This is a genomic window from Microbacterium sp., assembly GCF_011620665.1.
GTDB lineage: Bacteria > Actinomycetota > Actinomycetes > Actinomycetales > Microbacteriaceae > Microbacterium.
On the sequence record NZ_WOYQ01000055.1, the window covers coordinates 39,147 to 56,091 of the forward strand.

Here is a 16,945-nt window from a genome sequence, read left to right on the forward strand (position 1 = left end):
CGCCGGCACTCGATCAGCGAACGGCGTCAGACGATCGCCCTCTCGTGGATCCCCGAGCTCAGGGTCGCGCCGCCCATGTCGAGGAAGAGCTGGCCTTCCGTGACCGACAGCGACAGGTCGTTCCTCCGCTCGAGGAGCCTCGCCGCCGAATCGGCGAAGCCGGCGTCGAAGCTGCGCACGACGATGTCCTCGGCGCGGTGGATGCGCTTTCCGGCATACCGCGCGACGACCTTGGCGGGGTCGCGGTGCGTGTACACGATCGTGCGCTCGGCGGCCTTGCTGCCGAAGTGCAGCCGCTCGGCCTCGGGTGCGCCGATCTCGATCCAGGCGACGAGGGCGCCGGTGCGGTCGCGCACCAGCACCGCCGGCTCATCGGTTTGCGAAATCCCCTCGCTGAACACGATGCCGTCCTGATACTCCAGGAGGTAGGCGAGAAGTCGGGTGACCATGAAGGCATCCGTCTCGGAGGGATGCCTGGCCACACGGAGTGTCAGCGCTTCATAGACGCCGCGGTCCACATCGGCCAACTGGACGGTGAAAGTGTGGATCGTCGCGCCGGTGGCCATGACACCCGAGCCTATCGGCGCACCTCGGAACGATCGGCGCCGGTAGGTTCGATGGCAGAGCCGAGGAGACCCGCATGAGCCGCACCGAACGAACCGAATCCGAGCTGCAGCAGCTGGCGAAGGACCACCTCTGGATGCACTTCTCGCGCCAGTCGACGATGGAGCAGGGTGTGCCGATCATCGTCCGGGGCGAGGGGCATCATGTGTGGGATGCCGGCGGACGCAAGTACATCGACGGACTTTCGGGGCTGTTCGTCGTCAACGCCGGACACGGCCGGAAGGTCCTGGCCGAGACGGCCGCGCGCCAGGCGGAGCAGCTCGCGTTCTTCCCGATCTGGTCGTACGCGCATCCCCCGGCGATCGAGCTCGCCGCGCGCCTGGCCGACCTCGCCCCCGGCGACCTGAACCACGTCTTCTTCTCGACCGGCGGGGGTGAAGCGGTGGAGACGGCCTTCAAGCTCGCCAAACAGTACTGGAAGCTTCAGGGCAAGCCCGGCAAGCACAAGGTCATCTCGCGCAATATCGCCTATCACGGCACTTCCCAGGGCGCCCTCGCGGTCACCGGGCTTCCGGCGATGAAGGCGATGTTCGAGCCGATCACCCCGGGTGGCTTCCGCGTGCCGAACACGAACTATTACCGTGCCGCGGAGCAGGGGTTCACCGGCGCCACGCCCGAGGAGTTCGGGGTGTGGGCGGCGGACCGTATCGAGGAGATGATCCAGTTCGAGGGGCCCGAGACCGTGGCGGCCGTCTTTCTCGAGCCGGTGCAGAACTCAGGCGGATGCTTCCCTCCCCCGCCCGGCTACTTCCAGCGGGTGCGCGAGATCTGCGATCGCCACGACGTGCTGCTCGTCAGCGACGAGGTCATCTGCGCGTTCGGACGCATCGGCGAGTACTTCGCGTGCGACGCCTACGGCTATCAGCCCGACATGATCACGTTCGCCAAAGCAGCCACGAGCGGCTATGTCCCGCTGGGCGGCACGATGATCAGCGACCGCATCTACGAGCCGTTCACCCACGGCGATGTCACCTTCCCCCACGGCTACACCTTCGCCGGACATCCGGTCGCCGCGGCGGTCGCGATGGCCAATCTCGACATCTTCGAGGAGGAGTCGCTGCTCGAGAACGTGCGCGAGAACTCGCCGATCTTCCGGTCGACTCTCGAGAAGCTCACCGACCTGCCGATCGTCGGTGATGTGCGCGGCGACGGGTATTTCTTCGGGATCGAGCTCGTGAAGGACAAGGCGACCAAGGCGACGTTCGATGACGATGAGTCCGAGCGCCTGCTGCGCGGCTTTCTGTCCGGCGCGCTCTATGACGCGGGCCTCTACTGCCGGGCCGACGATCGCGGCGATCCGGTGATCCAGCTGGCGCCGCCCCTGACGACCGGTCCCGCGGTATTCGACGAGATCGAGCAGATCCTCCGGGGGGTACTCAGCGAAGCGTGGAGCAGACTGTAGGGGGCGACCGCCCCAGATCGGACGGGGACGGATGACCGAATCGACGCCGCCGCGGCTCCGCGTGCTCTACGTCGAGGACGACGAGGCGATCGCCACGATGACGATCGAGGTGCTGGCCGAGGTGTATGAGGTCGACCACGCGAGCGACGGCGACACCGGGCTCACCCGGGCGCTGTCCAGGCACTTCGACGCCATGGTCGTCGACCGTCGTCTGCCACGCCGCGACGGGATCGCTCTCGTCGAAGCCGTCCGTCGCGCTCGCATCACGACTCCGATCCTGCTGCTGACGGCCCTCGGCTCGGTGGCCGATCGTGTGGAAGGCCTGGATGCCGGGGCCAATGATTACCTGGTCAAGCCCTTCGACTTCGACGAGCTTCTGGCGCGCCTGCGCGCCCTCACGCGCGGCTTTCGAGCCGACGGCCGACGGCGGCAGGTCGCGGACTGGATGTTCGTGCCCGAGTCCCAGGCCCTCTACGGGCTCGGTGGTGAGCGGGTCCCGTTGACGCTCACCGAAGCGCGCCTGCTGACGCTGCTCACCGACAGCCCCGAGCATGTGTTCTCGCGCGAGGACATCTCCCAGGCCGTCTTCGCGTCCGACGATGCGGACAGCTCCGTCGAGACCTACGTGCACTATGTGCGCCGCAAGACCGACGCCGACGTCATCGAGACCGTCCGAGGGCGGGGCTACCGGGCAGGGGCCGCCCGATGATGCAGACGCCGCAGCCCGACCGGGCACGGGTGCAGCGCGCGTCGCTGCGGATCGGCGCGCTGGTCGGCGGCGGTTCGGCGCTCGTGATCACCGCCGGTGTCGCGATCCTGGTGGCGGTGCTGATCACCACGGCGGAGCCGGGTGATCACCGTCCCGGACCGATTCGGGACGGCGATCGCCTGGTGGTCGACCTCGATCATGTGCTGCCCTGGGTGATCGGGCTCGGAGTCTTGGGCGTCTTCGTCCTGGCGCTGATCGCCTGGTGGGCCGCACGGCGTGCCGTACGCCCTCTCGCCGACGCGCTCGCGGCGCAGCGCAACTTCGTGTCCGATGCCAGCCACGAGCTCCGCACGCCCCTCACTGCTCTGACCAGCCGGATCCAGATCGCGCAGCGCCGGATCGAGGATCGGCAGGCGTTGGAGGAGACCCTCACCGAGCTCCGGCGCGACGCCGCGAGGCTCGACGAGACCCTCACCGACATGCTCATGATCGCCGAGGCGGCGGGGGCTCCCGATGGGCGCGCCGACGTCGCTGCAGCCATGGCGGCGGCGGCATCCGCCCTCGAACCGCTCGCGGCGGAACGGCGGATCACGGTGAACGTCGAGGCGGCGACGCTCGCCCAGGCGGCGATACCGGCGGTCACTCTCGCCCGGCTGCTGAGTGCGCTGCTCGACAACGCTCTGCAGCACGCGCCGCACGACTCCGCGATCGACCTGACCGCTACGACGGCAGGCCGGAGTATCGAGATCCGCGTCCGCGATCAGGGCTCCGGCATCGCGTCGGACGACCGTGAGCGCGTCTTCGAGAGATTCGCCCGCGGCGGCGAGACCGGGCGACGCCGAGGCTTCGGGCTCGGACTGGCGCTCGTGCGCGAGACGGCGGCCCGGTTCGGCGGCACCATCGCGATCGAACAGACCGGGCCCGGCGGAACGACCTTTCGCCTCACGCTGCCGTCGGCGTGACGAGCTCGATGGACACCGCAACACCCTCGAGCCAGCGGCTGATCTCGCCGCCGGCGCCGACGACGAGTCCGGACCGCACGGGAGCACGACGGACGCGGGCGAGGCCATCGATTCCGGCGACCACAGCCGCCGTCGCCCACAGGTCTGCGGTCGTGAGGTCATCGGCGACGATCGTCGCGCTCAGCACACCGGCGGCCGGCTCGCCCGTCCGGGGATCGAGAATGTGCCGTCCCCGCTCGGCGGAGCCGGATGTCGCTACTGCACCGCTGTCGAGCGTGACGGCCCCGAGCACGCGCCCGGCTTCGCTCGGGTCAGCGATCCCCACGCGCCACACCCAGTCCGAGTCGGGGTCGCTGAAGAGCCGCATGTCGCCGCCGACGTTGATTCCGATCGCCGTGACACCCGGCATCCGTACGAGCGGAGCGAGGTGCCGCTCGGCAACGTCATCGACCGCCCACCCCTTGACATAGCCGGTCGGGTCGAACCAGCCATGGAGCTCCGCATCGAACAGTCCGCCGGTCGCCTCACGAGCCGCGCGGCACCGTTCGGCCACCACGGCGACACTCCCGTCGAGGTTCTCGATCACGTCCTCGCCACGGCGCAGGCGCTGGATGTCGGAGTCGTCGCGATACATCGAAAACACCCGCTCGTGGCGCTGCAGGCCGGCTATCGCCGCGCGGACACCGGCGTCGACCCGAGCCGAAGAGGCCTCGTCGCCGATGACGTGAATGCTGGCGACCGTCCCCATGATCGGCTCGACGAAGACACGCGGGCCGGTCATGCCCGAGCCTGATCGAGCGCGGACTGCAGGGACTGCACATACCCGCGGCTGGTGTAGGTCGCTCCGGAGACCATCTGGATGTCGGCGCTCTGCGCAGCGGTCGTGTCGGTGATCAGCTGCGGGAGAGCCCGGTTGTTGATGCTGATGTCTTTGCTGTTGCTTTGCGGGTACCGGGGCACCGTGACGTCAGCGATCTGACCGCCCGATACGGTGATCTGCACCTGCACGTCGCCGTATCGGGTCGAGGCGGCCGCCCCGAGGTAGGTGCCATCGGCGAGCCCCGACGCGGTCGGTGCGGTCGGTGCGGTCGGTGCGGTCGGTGCGGGAGTGCCGCCGGATACGGCCGCGGTTCCGGACGACGTCGACGCGTCGGCCGCCACGTCGCTCGGGACGATGGCCTCGCCGAGCGACGTGCGGTAGCTGAACAGGAGCACGAGCCCGCTGACGGTGGCGAGGACGGAATAGAGAATGCGCTTCATGACGTCTCCTAGAGGGCGAAGGATTCGCTGTGGATGAGGTCGGCGGACACGCCGGCGGATCGGAGGTCGGCGCGGACGGCCGCCATCCAGGCCTCCGGCCCGCAGAGGAACACGTCGGTGTCCTCGAGGCCGCCGGCGATGTGCCGGAGCAGGTCGGCGCCCGACCAGGCGGCGTGCGTGGCAGGCATCCAGCTCGATGCCCCTCGGCGCCGCGATCCGCTCAGGTGCACGAAGCGCAAGCCGCGCTCGGCGACGAGCCGCGCGATCTGCGATCCGCGCATCGATGCGGCCGCATCGTGGTCGCGCACGATGAGCGTCGCGGCCCCCGGAGCGAACCGCTCGGCCTCGAGAATGCCGATCAGCGGAGCGACGCCGGCGCCGGCGCCGATCATGAGCATCCGGGGCGAACGGCGGACGCGGCCGGTCATGGTGCCGTAGGGTCCCTCGACGAGCACCCGCGTGCCGGGCTGCACGCCCGCCAGGCGGCGGGTGTCGTCGCCGGCGAGTGCGACGGCGATCTCGAGGCCACCGCCGGCGGGGTCGGCGGCAAGCGAGAAGGGATGTCCGCGCGTCCAGCCCGGTCCGTCCAGGAACCGCCAGATGAAGAACTGGCCGGCCTCGGCACGAAGGGCCCCGAGGCGCCGCCCGGTCATCCGCACGGCGACACCACGGGTGCCGTCAGGGCGGACCGATTCGACGCGAATGCCGTGATACGCCGAGCGGGCCAGAGGCACGACGATGCGGAAGGCGACGATGGATGCCGCGGCCACCGCCCAGAGCGTCCACCAGTACGCCGTAGAGACGGGGTCGCCGAGGAAGTCGCCGCCCGTCCACAGCATGTGCGGAACGGCGAGGGCCACCCCGAGATACGCGTACAGGTGCAGAAGGTGCCACGACTCGTAGCGCAGGCGCCGACGTGCGCGACGCGCCGACGAGACCACGACGGCCACGAGCGCGAGAGTCCCGGCGGTGGCAAGCAGCATCCCCGGATAGTTCCAGACGAAATCCCACAGCTGCACCCACCAGGCCACGCCCGCGTCGGCCGCGTAGCCGACGACGAGCAGCCCGATGTGGGCGAACATCAGCCAGAACGACCAGAAGCCGGTGATGCGGTGCGCCCGAGTGATGCCGTCGCGGCCGAATCCACGCTCGAAGAGAGGGATGCGTGCCATGAGCAGAACCTGCAGGAGAAGCAGGTTCGCCGCGACGAGACCGGTCACGCGACCCGCACTGGTCAGTGCCGCGCCCGGACCGCCGAACATCGCGGAGATTCCGCCGTGCACGACCCAGAGCGCCGCGACCATGAGGCTCGTGCCCCAGACGACTGTGATCGCACCGATTGTCCAGGCCGTCTGACGACCACGGGGACGGGGAACCGGAACGGGCAGGGCGAGGACGCGCTGCGGGAGCGCCACGGCTTCGATGGTGGTCATGCTCTCAGGGTGCGAGGACGATCCTGAGATGGCTCCAAGATTCGAACGCGCATAGGCAACACAGAGCAATCACTGCCCGGGCCCACAGGAACCCGGAGTGCCGGTCAGCCGACCGTCGTGCCGAACAGAGTGCCCACGAAGAATGTCGCCGCGAGAGCGAGCGCCCCGCCGATGGTGATTCTGAGGATCGCCCGGCCCCGGTCGGCGCCGCCGATCCATGCCGCAACGTAGCCGGTGATCGTCAGCGCCAGGAGCACCGCGACGAACGTGAACCAGATCCGTGCCGGATGCGGGAGCAGCAGGATGGTCGCCATCGGCAGAAGCGCCCCGACCGTGAACGCGATCGCCGACGCGAACGCAGCATGCCACGGACTCACGACATCTTCCTGGTCGATGTTGAGCTCGGCCGAGAGATGCGCTGTGAGGGCATCGCGTTGGGTGAACTCCTCCGCGACCTTGGTCGCCGTCTCTTCCGAGAGTCCCTGCGCCCGGTAGAGACCGATGAGCTCGGCAAGCTCTCCTTCGGGGTCTTCGACCAGTTCGCGCCGCTCCTTCTCGATGAGCGCCTTCTCGGAGTCGCGCTGGCTCGACACCGAGACGTATTCGCCGAGGGCCATCGAGATCGCGCCACCCACGAGCGCCGCCGAGCCCGCCAGGAGCACCGGCATGAGATCGGCACTGGCCCCCGCGACACCGACGACGACCGCGGCCGTCGACACGATGCCGTCGTTCGCACCGAGCACGCCGGCGCGGAGCCAGTTCAGCCTCTGGGCGATGCCGGTCTGATGAGGCTCATCTGGTGGGCTGTCCGCGGAAGTGGTCATCCCATCAGATTATGGCTGACGGCATCCCCGCGCCAGCAAGGTAAGGCGACCCAGTGCGCGGCGCCTCAGGTCATCCGACCCGGGTCACCAGGCGCCGGGCGCGTAATCCTTCAAGAACACGCCGAAGACGTCTTCACCGGCTTCGCCCCGGACGATCGGGTCATACACCCGGGCTGCTCCGTCGACGAGATCGAGCGGCGCGTGGAAGCCCTCCTCCGCGAGGCGCATCTTCGTCGGGTGCGGGCGTTCGTCGGTGATCCAGCCGGTGTCCACGCTCGTCATCAGGATGCCGTCGGTCTCGAACATCTCGCGCGCGCTCGTGCGGGTGAGCATATTGACGGCCGCCTTGGCCATGTTCGTGTGCGGATGCCCGGGACCCTTGTAGCCCCGGGTGAAGACTCCCTCCATCGCGCTCACGTTGACGATGTAGGTGCGCCCGGCGGGGCTGGCAGCGAGCGAGGCCCGGAGCTTCGAGATGAGCAGGAACGGCGCGGTCGTGTTGGCGAGCTGCACTTCGAGCATCTCGAGCGGATCGACCTCGCCGACGCTCTGGGTCCAGGAGTTGACGTCATGCAGGTCCGGAATGAGACCCCCGGCGTCGATCGCCGTGCCGGCCGCGAGCCGCTCGAGTGAGCTCGATCCCGCAGCCATCGCCTGCTCCGTCAGCTCGCCGGCGCGCGAGGCGGCCGCCGCGAGGATCGGATGAGCAGTCACCGAGCGCTCCAGCGCCTGCGGGTGCTGGTCGTTCGTGTGCCCGAAGGTCACGAGCGCCGGCAGGGGGCCGTCGGGCAGCGGGGCGAGTTCGGCATCCACCAGGGGCTGATACGCACCCGGCGAGCGCCGGACGGTCTGCGTCGCGTTGTTGATGAGGATGTCAAGGGTTCCGCTCGCCGCCACATCGTCGGCCAGGCCCAGCACCTGCGCCGGGTCGCGCAGGTCGATCCCGACGATCTTGAGCCGGTCGATCCAATCGGGCGAGTCGGGCAGGCTCGAGAAGCGGCGGACGGCGTCACGCGGAAAGCGCGTCGTGATCGTCGTGTGCGCGCCGTCGCGCAGCAGGCGAAGCGCAATGTACATGCCGATCTTCGCGCGACCCCCTGTCAGCAGCGCCCGCTTGCCCGAGAGATCGGTGCGCGCATCGCGCTTGAGGTGGCTCATCGCCGCGCAGCTCGGGCAGAGCTGATGGTAGAACGCGTCGACCCGCGTGTACGGCTGCTTGCAGATGTAGCACGCACGGGGTTTGCGAAGGGTTCCCGCGGTCGGCGCCGTCGTCGACGTCGAGATCGGGATGCCGCGTGTCTCGTCGTCGATGCGATCGGGGGCACCGGTCGCCGTGGCGGCGACGACCGCCCGGTCGGATTCGGCGACGGCTTCACGGATCTCGCGACGGCGAGCGACCTTCGCGGCCTTGAACATCTTCGCGGTCGCCTGCCGGACGGCGATGAAGTCCGGGTGCGTCTGGTCCACGGCATCCAGCTGCGCGAGGACGCGCAGGGTCGCTTCGAGGTCGGCGGGATCCACTCCACTGGCCGGCAGCGGAGCGGGCGGGTTCGTCTCGGGCACACACGATTCTATTCGGCGCGGCGGGGGGATCGCGCCCGAGGATGCTAGCGTGCCAGCGTGACGGTACCCAGCATCCGCGTTTCGGCGGCTGTCATCACCGATGGGGACGGACGCCTGCTGCTCGTGCGCAAGTCTGGAACAACGGCGTTCATGCAGCCGGGCGGCAAACCCGAGCCCGGTGAGACCGCGGCCGAGACGCTCGCCCGCGAGCTCTCGGAGGAGCTCGGACTGACACTGGATGCCGCCGATTTCGCGCCCCTCGGGGAGTTCACCGCCGCGGCCGCCAACGAGCCGGGCTTCGTCGTGATCGCCGACGTCTTCACGGTCGAGATCGGCGACCAGCAGCCGGTCGCCGCCGCCGAGATCGCGGAGCTGCGCTGGGTGTCGCCGTCCGACGCCGCCGCGCTCGAGGTCGCCCCGCTCGCGAGCGAGAACTTCCTGCCCGCCTGATCCCGCGCGGCGGCATCGGGGCCCGCCCTGGTCAGCCGAGCAGCGTCTCGCCGATGTAGCCGCCCTCCGCGCAGCCCGGGAGCGCGGCGAACACGGCAGAGCCGATCGGGACGGTCCACTGATTGAGCAGGTCGAGCTCGTCCAGGCGCCGCTGGATCGGCGTGAACTGCGCATCGACGTCAGCCTGGAACGAGACGAAGACCAATCCGGACTCCGAGACCAGGTCGCCCGTCGGCGGAACATCGTAGTTGTAACCGCGACGGAAGATCTGCTGGCGAGTATCGCCCGTGCGCGCGCGGCGCATGTGCGAGAACTCCGGGATGACGGGGAAACCGATCGCCGTGGTGGCAGCGAAATCGGGATCGTCATGCTCGGACACTCCGGTCAGCGGCGCGCCGTTGCTGAGGGTGCGACCGATCGTCTGCTCCCGGCCGGGCCGGTCGAGGCGATCCCACGTGTCGAGATCCATCCGGATGCGGCGCACCACGATCCCGGTGCCCCCGGCGAGCCAGCCCTCCCCTGACCAGACGACCCGGTCGAAGGCCGGCGTTCCGGGCTTCGGGTTCACAGTGCCGTCGACCTGGCCGAACAGGTTGCGCATCGTGGTCCCCGGGGCCACCGTTCCGTAGGCGCGCCGGAATCCGTGCTGCGTCCAGCGCACGCGCGCGAAGCCGCGCGCATCCTTCGACAGCATGCGGGTCGCGTGCGCGACGCTCAGCGGATCGTCACCGGCCACTTGCACGAGCAGATCGCCGTCGCTGAACTCGGGTTGCAGGCGGTCGACCGAGAACCCCGGGAGCGGCCGCAGCCAAGCGGGCGCCGCTCCTCCGGCCCGCGCGACGAAACCCGGGCCGACCCCGAAGGTCACCGTCAGGCGCGCGGGAGCGGCTGCCAGCTCGGGCTCGGAGTCGGCGAGGGCGGCTCGACCCTGGCTCAGCCGGGCCGCGTCGTCGGTGAGGATCCGCATGAGGCGACGGAGTCCATCGCGATCGACGTCTTCTTTCAGGTCGAAGGCGACGAACGTGCCGTGCGACTGCGCATCGGTGTCGATCCCGGCTTGGTGCACGCCGTAGAACGGAACGACATCGTCCCCGTTGAGGGGGACCGACGGCTGCGCGGCGTCGGGGGTCTGGTTGAGCGCGACGTCGATCCCGATCGCAGCTGCGGCCCCGACGCCGGCGACAGCCCCTCCGAGGAGGAACTGCCGCCGGGTCGAGCCGGATCGACGGGCGCCCGCATCGGGCGCGTTCATCAGTGACCCGAGTCCATACCCGTGTCGCCGCCTTCGTAGTTCTCGTTGGCTCCCGAGTAGTCCTTGACCGGCGCAGTGAATTCATACGTCGATCCGTCCGAGAACGTCAGCGTCAGGGCGACCTCGTCGCCCGCTGTGAGCGGCGCTGTCAGATCCATGAGCATGATGTGGCTGCCACCCGGAACCAGATCGAGCGTGGCGCCCGCCGGGATCACGAATCCTCCGTCGATCGGGCGCATGACCATCTCGCCGGCGTCGTTCTCGACCGTCTCGTGCAGTTCGACCATGGCGGATGCCGCGGTCTCGGCCGAGCTGACCGTGACGTCGGCATCGGAGGCGTTCTCCAGGGTGCCGAAAGCCGCCGACATCCCCGAGTCGGCGGACTTCACCCAGGCGTCAGCGATGGTGATCGCGTCAGCCTCGGTCGCGGTCTGCTCTCCGGCGGTCGGTGTCGTCGACGCACAGCCGGTGAAGGTGAGTGCGGCGGCGGTCAGGATCGCTACCATGACGGCAGCCTTCTTCGTACGGATGTTCATTGAAATCGTGCCTTTCGTCGTGTCGATGCGCGACTCAGTCGGTCGCATCGGTGTCGTCGCCGCGGCCAGCGCGGCGACGACGAATGAAATAGATGAGGGCAAAGGCGCCGACCGCGAGGGCCGCCCCGCCGATGCCGATCGGGAGAAGACGCAAACCGCCGTCGCCCTGTGGCGCGCTCTGATCCGGCGCCGCGCTCTCGGTGTCATCGGCACGGGGTGCCGCCTCGCGAACCAGGGGCTCGGCGTCGCCGATCGTGAAGGGGATGAGCCCGCTGATCGGGTGTCCGTCGGCAGACACCACCCGCCATCGGATCTCGTACCCCGCCACCGGCATGCTCGCGTCGAGATCGACGCTGACCGTCCCCACGTCGATGACCGGCTCGCCGATCACCCAATCGCGACCGGCCGCGTCGGCAACGACGACAGCCGCCCCGATGGTCAGGACATCGGCCGAGAACTGCAACGACACCGTCGCCGGTGCCGCATCCAGCCGCTCCCCGGATGCCGGCGTGCTCGACACCAGCTCGTCATGGGCTGCAGCGGGTGTCGACACTGCCAGTGTTGCCATCGAGGCGACGAGGACACCGATGAGGAGGGTACGAAAGCGAGACAAGAGAACCACCGATCAGCCGTGCTCCCGGGGGACGCACGCGCGCGAATGCCCCCGCCGTTCGCGGGGTCGAGAGGGAGTCGAGCCCGCGCGCGTGCGCGGACGGACGACCGGAATCAGAACGCGGCGATAGACGGGGGCCCGCGGCGGCGGAGGACGCTCAGGTGCGGCGCAGGCCGCAGGACCCACGGCCGCGAGACGATGCGCGACCGTCGCGGAAGTCGAAGACGCGTGAGCGACGCCGGGACGCTCCGGGCCACGACGCGACGCGCCCACGCCCGCACCTGGGCCGCCAGAGCCAGCAGCATCCGAACGGCGCGCTCGGCGCGATAGAGCAGGCCGATGGTCACCGCCGCGGCGAACGCGTGGGAACTCCACATCGCCGGATCAGCCCAGCCGCCCATCAGCGGCGCTCCCGACACCGTCGGCAGGACCGCCATGGCCGTGTGATCGTGCGCACCGGCGCCGACGCCGACCGTCGTCGGCGCGCCCATCACGAACAGCGTGTGAAAGAGGACCTGGCTGATCAGAACGCTGATGCTCAGCCGGACGAGCGACAGCCGTCGACCCGCGAGCAGGGTGCAGACCATCAGCGCGAGCACCCACGGCGCGGTGATCCCGGCCCAGCCGGGGACGGAACCGCCACCGGCCACGTGCGACATCAGCGCGGCGAAGGTGGCGATCGACGCCGCCACCGCGCCCCGCGCGACGCGCGGTGCCCGAGATTGTCGCATGCCGACAGTCTGCCACCTTCCGCTGTCGTGTGACGAGTGTCAGCGCTTGGTGATCATCCAGGTGCCGTCGGCCAGCTCTTTGTCGGGGTGCTGGACGTTGAGGAAGAGGGTCTTCGGGTCTTTGCCGAAGTAGATCCCCGAGATCTCGGCGCCGGTGTCCTTCAGCGAGGCGAACTGTGCGACAGAGTCAGCGGCACCGTCCCGATTGAGATCGCGGCGCGCGACCCAGACATCCGAGAGGTAGTTGTCCTCGACCACCCAGAGCCGACCACCGGGGCCCTGCGCCAGGTTGTCAGGATTGTTGAACCCCGTCACACCGGCCTCTGCGTTCTCGACGGGGACGTTCACACCCGCCTGCACGAAGCTTGACAGCACGCTGCTGATGAGGTCGATCGCGACAACCCGGTCCTCTGAGGTGTTGGCGACGTACAGCGTGCGCCCGATCACCTCGACGTCCTCGGGGCGCCCGAACTCCGTCGCGGCGACCGCGTTCGCGGCGGCATCCGCATCGACGACGACCTGGTTCATGTCGAGCGCAACCCACTCGAACGCACCGACCTTCTGGCCCACGGTGCCCGCGTTCCACACCTGAGCGTCATCGGCGAGCCCGGTGAGCTTGAGCGCATAGAGCTGGCCGTCCGAAAGGTCGCTGCGCTTCGACGGCACGAACATGAAGATCGAGCCCCCGTTGAGCTCGTCGATCACGAAGAGGACGCCATTGCCGAGGGCTTCGATGCCCTCGTGCCGCAGGATGCCCACCTCGGGACGGGCCTCGACCCTGACGATCTTGGTCGGGTCCTTCGGGTCGAGGAACGCTTCGAAAAGGCGGCCACCAGCGGTCTCTTCGGCGAAGAGGATGGTTCCCCACGGCGTCCAGCGGATGCCGTCGAGGCGCCGCCAGCCCTGGTCCTGCGCGATCACCTTCGCCTCACCCGTCTTCAGGTCGACGACCGACAGAGCGCCGTTGCCATCGACCTCGTGGGTGCGGTAAAGGTAGCGGCCCGCCTGCTTGCCGGTCTCGTTGACGGTGTTCATGTCGGTGAGATCGTCGACGCCGCCGCCGTAGATGTCGAGCACAGTCTCGTCGGCGACCATCCGCTGCGAGTAGCCCTCGGGGATGACGAACGGCTGCTCCCAGGTGGCCGTGGCCTCGGAGTAGGGGGTCCCGCCGATGGGATCGAATCCCATCAGTCGGTCGGCGGCGTGTCCGTCGGCGGCCTGTCCGTCGGCGGCGTGGCCGGTGCCGGCCGGGACAAGCGCCAGGGCGGTCGCGCAGATGGCGGCGGCGGCAATGATGCGAGTACGCACGGAGTGTCTCCTCGATGAGTGGGTCTGCGGGTTGGTGACACGGTAACGATCGAAGGTGACGCACGGGTGACCGGAGAAGGCCACCGGCCGCCGATCAGGTGAACAGATAGCCGACGGCCTCCGCCACCGAGCGTTCAGATCCGGGTGAGCAGATCCTGCATCACAGCGATCTCTGCGGTCTGTGCGTCGACGATGGCCTGCGCCAGGGCGATCGCGTCCGGATTGATCCCGTCGCCGAGTTCTGCCTGCGCCATCTCGATCGCGCCCTCATGGTGCACGATCATCTGCTGCAGGTACAACCGGGCCGCATCCGCTCCATCAGCGGTCTCGAGCGCGGCCATGTCGGCGTCCGACATCATGCCGTCTCCGTGGCCCATGCTGTGTGTATCGCCGGAACCCGCCGTGCCCCACCCGCTGAGCCACGACTGCATCAGCTCGATCTCCGGACCCTGCGCATCCGTGATCTGCTCCGCCAGATCCAGCACCCGCTCGTCGACCCCGGATTTGCCGAGGATCATGTCGCTCATCTCGACCGCCTGCTGGTGGTGCGGGATCATCATCGCCGCGAACATCGAATCGGCCGCGTTGGAGTCCCCTCGCACCTCCGCCGATGGAGACAACGATGACGTCACCCCGCCGCTGTGGTCCGCCACCGGAGCCGACCCGGCATCCGCGCAGCCCGCAAGCACAAACGCGAGGATCAACGGTGTCGCGGTCAACGCAATCGGACGATACGTCTTCATAGCAATCTGTCCTTCGTCCATCGATCGGATCCGGCCGAGAGAACAGCAATCGGCTGGCTTCAAGATACCCCGACCCTCGACCCTGACTAAGCTCACGAGTGGCGCATGGTCGACATGTCGTGGGCCGCTGGGAGTGGCTGGTGAGCGGAACATTGCGGGTCGGCGCGTGGAGATTCGTCGCCACGTTCGGTGTGGTGAGCCTGCTCGCCGACGTCGTCTACGAGGGTGCGAGATCGGTCACCGGGCCGATCCTGGCGATGCTGGGCGCGACTGCGGTCGTCGTCGGGATCGTGACGGGGATCGGCGAAGCGGCGGCGCTGCTGCTGCGGCTGGTCTCGGGTCCTCTCGCTGATCGCACCCGGCGGTTCTGGGCGTGGGCGATCGCGGGGTACGCGATCACGATGATCGCCGTGCCGACCCTAGGATTCGCCGGCACGATCGGCGTCGCGTCACTGCTGATCATTCTGGAGCGGGTGGGAAAGGCGGTGCGTTCACCGGCGAAGGATGCGCTGCTGTCGTTCGCAACGGCACAGACCGGCCGCGGCAAAGGCTTCGCCGTCCACGAGGCGATCGACCAGTTCGGCGCGGTCCTCGGGCCACTGCTGGTGGCCGGGATGCTCGCCGTCACCGGTGTGCAGTATGGCCCATCGCTGGCCGTACTCGCCGTCCCCGGCATCGCGGCTCTCGGACTGCTCTTCTGGCTGCGTTCCCGGGCGCCGCACCCGGAGCTGTTCGAATCGGAGTACCACCCTGCCGCACACCCCATCGAGGCTGAGCCCGTCAAGGCGCGCATGCGGCTGCCACGAGTGTTCTGGATCTATGCGGGTTTCAGCGCAGCCACCATGACGGGATTCGCCACTTTCGGGCTGATCTCATTCCACATCGTCGACAGCGGCATCCTCGCCGCGCCGATCATTCCCCTCCTGTACGCCGCGGTGATGCTGGTCGACGCGCTCGTCGCGCTCGGCACAGGATGGATCTACGACCGCATCGGCCCGCGAGTTCTGCTCGTGCTTCCGATCCTGTGCGCCGCGGTCCCGGCTCTTGCCTTCGCCGACGCGGCCTGGGCCGTCGTCGCCGGCGCTCTGCTCTGGGGCGCGGCGCTCGGAATCCAAGAGTCGACGCTGCGAGCGACCATCGCCGACCTCATCCCGCGCTCTCATCGCGCGACCGCGTATGGCGTCTACGCCGCAGTCCTCGGTGTCGCGGCCGCCATCGGGGGCGCGCTTGCCGGACTGCTCTACACTGAATCGCTCACAGCGCTGGTCGTCGTCACGGCAGTGATCCAGGCGGCCGCCCTCATCTTCTTCGCCGTCTTCTTGCGACGGTCGAACTCTGAGCAGGAGCGAACATGGAGCCACTGAGCCGACGGGGCGTCCTGATCCTCGGGGCGACAGGTGCGGCCGCAGCTGTCGGCGGCGGACTCATTCTGTGGAGTCAGGTGCAGGGAGCACCACTCAGCCCGGCGCCCACGGCGAGCCCGCAGGGGGAACGGCCGCCGGCATCCGAGCCGACCGGAACCCTTCGTGAGCCGGAGGTTCTCTCCAGCTCCGGGGGTCTGCTCGAACTCACCCTCACCGCGGCGATGACCGAGGTCACGATAGCCGGGGCAAGAGTTCGCACGCTGACCTACAACGGCAGCCTGCCGGGCCCGACACTGAAGGTGCGTCCGGGCGATCGAATCGCCCTCACCCTCCGCAACGAGCTGGGCTCCGAGACGAACGTTCACACTCATGGACTCGTCGTCTCGCCCGAGGGCAACAGCGACAACGTTTTCGTGATGATCGAGCCCGGCGCCGGCTTCGACTACGAGTACCAGCTCGGTCTCGACCACCCGGCGGGTGTGTTCTGGTATCACCCGCATCACCACGGCCACGTCGCCGACCAGCTGTTCGCGGGCCTGTACGGCGCGATCATCGTCGAGGGCGACCGGGTTGTCGAGTCGACTCGGGAGCGCGTCCTGGTGATCTCGGACATCGCTTTCGACACCGCTGGGAACGTACGCACGACATCTCAGATGGACCGGATGCTGGGACGCGAAGGCGACATCGTCATGGTCAACGGCCAGACCCACGGTACCCTGATCGCTCAGCCCGGAGCCGTCGAGCGCTGGCGGATCGTCAATGCCTGCAGTTCACGCTTCCTCCGCCTGCGTTTGGACGGTCAGAGGCTCCAGCTGCTCGGCGTCGATTCGGGCCACTACACAGAGCCCGTGGACATTCAGGAGCTGGAGCTTCTGCCCGGCAATCGGGCAGATCTCCTGGTGACCCCGGTTGCCGGGACCTCCGTGCTTCGGACTCTTCCCGTCGACCGCGGCGGCATGGGCATGGCCGGCGGCATGGGCGGCGGAAGCGGACCGAACAGTGCGACGACGGGTGCTGACCTGGCCACGTTCACGGTAAGCGGCGCTCCCGCCTCCCTGCCCGCTCCGATGGCGCCGCTGCCGGCCCAACGAGATCTTCGGCTCGAGCCGATGACCGGCCGCCGCACCCTGACGCTCGCGATGGGCGGCGGCATGGGCATGGGGGGAATGGC

The 16,945-nt window shown here is 68.9% G+C and carries 18 protein-coding genes; 6 read left to right on the top strand and 12 right to left on the bottom strand.

Features of this window, described 5'->3' with window-relative positions; translation table 11 throughout:
* Window positions 1-26: 26 nt before the first annotated feature.
* Window positions 27-566, bottom strand: a complete 540-nt coding sequence (locus tag QZV81_RS07410; protein ID WP_292835081.1) for a YaeQ family protein — start codon at window positions 564-566, stop codon at window positions 27-29.
* A 74-nt stretch (window positions 567-640) separates the two neighbouring features.
* On the opposite strand from QZV81_RS07410, the gene QZV81_RS07415 reads away from it, so the two are divergent.
* Genes QZV81_RS07415 through QZV81_RS07425 form a run of 3 tightly spaced genes read left to right on the top strand, consistent with a single transcriptional unit; the run spans window position 641 to window position 3,697 of the window.
* Window positions 641-2,026 (top strand): aspartate aminotransferase family protein, encoded by a 1,386-nt coding sequence (locus QZV81_RS07415; protein WP_292835083.1) that lies wholly within the window; start codon window positions 641-643, stop codon window positions 2,024-2,026.
* 31 nt (window positions 2,027-2,057) lie between these two features.
* Window positions 2,058-2,735, top strand: a complete 678-nt coding sequence (locus QZV81_RS07420) for a response regulator transcription factor (RefSeq protein ID WP_292835085.1) — start codon at window positions 2,058-2,060, stop codon at window positions 2,733-2,735.
* A complete protein-coding gene (locus QZV81_RS07425; protein WP_292835087.1) occupies window positions 2,732-3,697 on the top strand; it encodes a HAMP domain-containing sensor histidine kinase in 966 nt (321 codons plus the stop codon). The genes QZV81_RS07420 and QZV81_RS07425 overlap by 4 nt, the downstream gene beginning before the upstream one ends.
* Here the strand turns inward: QZV81_RS07425 and QZV81_RS07430 are convergent.
* The 5 genes from QZV81_RS07430 to QZV81_RS07450 all read right to left on the bottom strand — a co-directional run bounded on the left by QZV81_RS07430 (window position 3,678) and on the right by QZV81_RS07450 (window position 8,777).
* Window positions 3,678-4,478, bottom strand: a complete 801-nt coding sequence (locus QZV81_RS07430; protein ID WP_292835090.1) for an FAD:protein FMN transferase — start codon at window positions 4,476-4,478, stop codon at window positions 3,678-3,680. The two genes, QZV81_RS07425 and QZV81_RS07430, sit on opposite strands and share 20 nt — an antisense overlap.
* Entirely contained in the window at window positions 4,475-4,957 is a 483-nt protein-coding gene (locus tag QZV81_RS07435; RefSeq protein WP_292835093.1) for an FMN-binding protein, read from the bottom strand. The genes QZV81_RS07430 and QZV81_RS07435 overlap by 4 nt, the downstream gene beginning before the upstream one ends.
* Before the next feature lie 8 nt (window positions 4,958-4,965).
* Entirely contained in the window at window positions 4,966-6,390 is a 1,425-nt protein-coding gene (locus QZV81_RS07440; protein WP_292835096.1) for a ferric reductase-like transmembrane domain-containing protein, read from the bottom strand.
* A 104-nt stretch (window positions 6,391-6,494) separates the two neighbouring features.
* Window positions 6,495-7,214, bottom strand: coding sequence for a VIT family protein (locus QZV81_RS07445; RefSeq protein WP_292835099.1), 720 nt, complete (start codon window positions 7,212-7,214; stop codon window positions 6,495-6,497).
* An 84-nt stretch (window positions 7,215-7,298) separates the two neighbouring features.
* Window positions 7,299-8,777 (bottom strand): SDR family NAD(P)-dependent oxidoreductase, encoded by a 1,479-nt coding sequence (locus QZV81_RS07450; RefSeq protein WP_292835102.1) that lies wholly within the window; start codon window positions 8,775-8,777, stop codon window positions 7,299-7,301.
* 57 nt (window positions 8,778-8,834) lie between these two features.
* Here QZV81_RS07450 and QZV81_RS07455 point away from each other — a divergent pair, with 57 nt between their 5' ends.
* Complete coding sequence (locus QZV81_RS07455; RefSeq protein WP_292835106.1) at window positions 8,835-9,227, top strand: NUDIX domain-containing protein; 393 nt, start codon at window positions 8,835-8,837, stop codon at window positions 9,225-9,227.
* A gap of 31 nt (window positions 9,228-9,258) precedes the next feature.
* On the opposite strand, the gene QZV81_RS07460 is transcribed toward QZV81_RS07455, so the two are convergent.
* The 6 genes from QZV81_RS07460 to QZV81_RS07485 form a co-directional block, all read right to left on the bottom strand.
* A complete protein-coding gene (locus tag QZV81_RS07460) occupies window positions 9,259-10,479 on the bottom strand; it encodes a Dyp-type peroxidase (RefSeq protein ID WP_292835110.1) in 1,221 nt (406 codons plus the stop codon).
* Window positions 10,479-11,015 (bottom strand): copper chaperone PCu(A)C, encoded by a 537-nt coding sequence (locus tag QZV81_RS07465; RefSeq protein ID WP_292835113.1) that lies wholly within the window; start codon window positions 11,013-11,015, stop codon window positions 10,479-10,481. The genes QZV81_RS07460 and QZV81_RS07465 overlap by 1 nt, the downstream gene beginning before the upstream one ends.
* A gap of 34 nt (window positions 11,016-11,049) precedes the next feature.
* Window positions 11,050-11,628: a copper resistance CopC family protein gene (locus tag QZV81_RS07470; RefSeq protein ID WP_292835116.1), complete on the bottom strand. Its 579-nt coding sequence runs from the start codon at window positions 11,626-11,628 to the stop codon at window positions 11,050-11,052.
* A 113-nt stretch (window positions 11,629-11,741) separates the two neighbouring features.
* On the bottom strand, window positions 11,742-12,359 hold the full coding sequence (locus QZV81_RS07475) for a hypothetical protein (RefSeq protein WP_292835119.1): 618 nt from the start codon (window positions 12,357-12,359) through the stop codon (window positions 11,742-11,744).
* Between the two features lie 39 nt (window positions 12,360-12,398).
* Entirely contained in the window at window positions 12,399-13,667 is a 1,269-nt protein-coding gene (locus QZV81_RS07480) for an alkaline phosphatase PhoX (RefSeq protein WP_292835122.1), read from the bottom strand.
* A gap of 134 nt (window positions 13,668-13,801) precedes the next feature.
* On the bottom strand, window positions 13,802-14,431 hold the full coding sequence (locus QZV81_RS07485) for a DUF305 domain-containing protein (protein WP_292835125.1): 630 nt from the start codon (window positions 14,429-14,431) through the stop codon (window positions 13,802-13,804).
* A 119-nt stretch (window positions 14,432-14,550) separates the two neighbouring features.
* Between QZV81_RS07485 and QZV81_RS07490 the strand changes: the two genes are divergently transcribed.
* Both QZV81_RS07490 and QZV81_RS07495 read left to right on the top strand, forming a co-directional pair.
* Window positions 14,551-15,774: an MFS transporter gene (locus tag QZV81_RS07490; protein ID WP_292835128.1), complete on the top strand. Its 1,224-nt coding sequence runs from the start codon at window positions 14,551-14,553 to the stop codon at window positions 15,772-15,774.
* On the top strand, window positions 15,762-16,945 hold a 1,184-nt coding region (locus QZV81_RS07495), incomplete at its 3' end, for a multicopper oxidase domain-containing protein (protein WP_292835131.1). The genes QZV81_RS07490 and QZV81_RS07495, both read left to right, overlap by 13 nt.

Excerpts from the sequence above, each read along its gene's own strand:
- QZV81_RS07430 (WP_292835090.1), bottom strand. The coding sequence starts at position 4,478 with ATGACCGGCCCGCGTGTCTTCGTCGAGCCGATCATGGGGACGGTCGCC.
- QZV81_RS07410 (WP_292835081.1), bottom strand. The coding sequence starts at position 566 with ATGGCCACCGGCGCGACGATCCACACTTTCACCGTCCAGTTGGCCGAT.
- QZV81_RS07420 (WP_292835085.1), top strand. The coding sequence starts at position 2,058 with ATGACCGAATCGACGCCGCCGCGGCTCCGCGTGCTCTACGTCGAGGAC.
- QZV81_RS07460 (WP_292835110.1), bottom strand. The coding sequence starts at position 10,479 with ATGAACGCGCCCGATGCGGGCGCCCGTCGATCCGGCTCGACCCGGCGG.
- QZV81_RS07445 (WP_292835099.1), bottom strand. The coding sequence starts at position 7,214 with ATGACCACTTCCGCGGACAGCCCACCAGATGAGCCTCATCAGACCGGC.
- QZV81_RS07485 (WP_292835125.1), bottom strand. The coding sequence starts at position 14,431 with ATGGACGAAGGACAGATTGCTATGAAGACGTATCGTCCGATTGCGTTG.
- QZV81_RS07475 (WP_292835119.1), bottom strand. The coding sequence starts at position 12,359 with ATGCGACAATCTCGGGCACCGCGCGTCGCGCGGGGCGCGGTGGCGGCG.
- QZV81_RS07425 (WP_292835087.1), top strand. The coding sequence starts at position 2,732 with ATGATGCAGACGCCGCAGCCCGACCGGGCACGGGTGCAGCGCGCGTCG.
- QZV81_RS07440 (WP_292835096.1), bottom strand. The coding sequence starts at position 6,390 with ATGACCACCATCGAAGCCGTGGCGCTCCCGCAGCGCGTCCTCGCCCTG.
- QZV81_RS07465 (WP_292835113.1), bottom strand. The coding sequence starts at position 11,015 with ATGAACATCCGTACGAAGAAGGCTGCCGTCATGGTAGCGATCCTGACC.
- QZV81_RS07415 (WP_292835083.1), top strand. The coding sequence starts at position 641 with ATGAGCCGCACCGAACGAACCGAATCCGAGCTGCAGCAGCTGGCGAAG.
- QZV81_RS07435 (WP_292835093.1), bottom strand. The coding sequence starts at position 4,957 with ATGAAGCGCATTCTCTATTCCGTCCTCGCCACCGTCAGCGGGCTCGTG.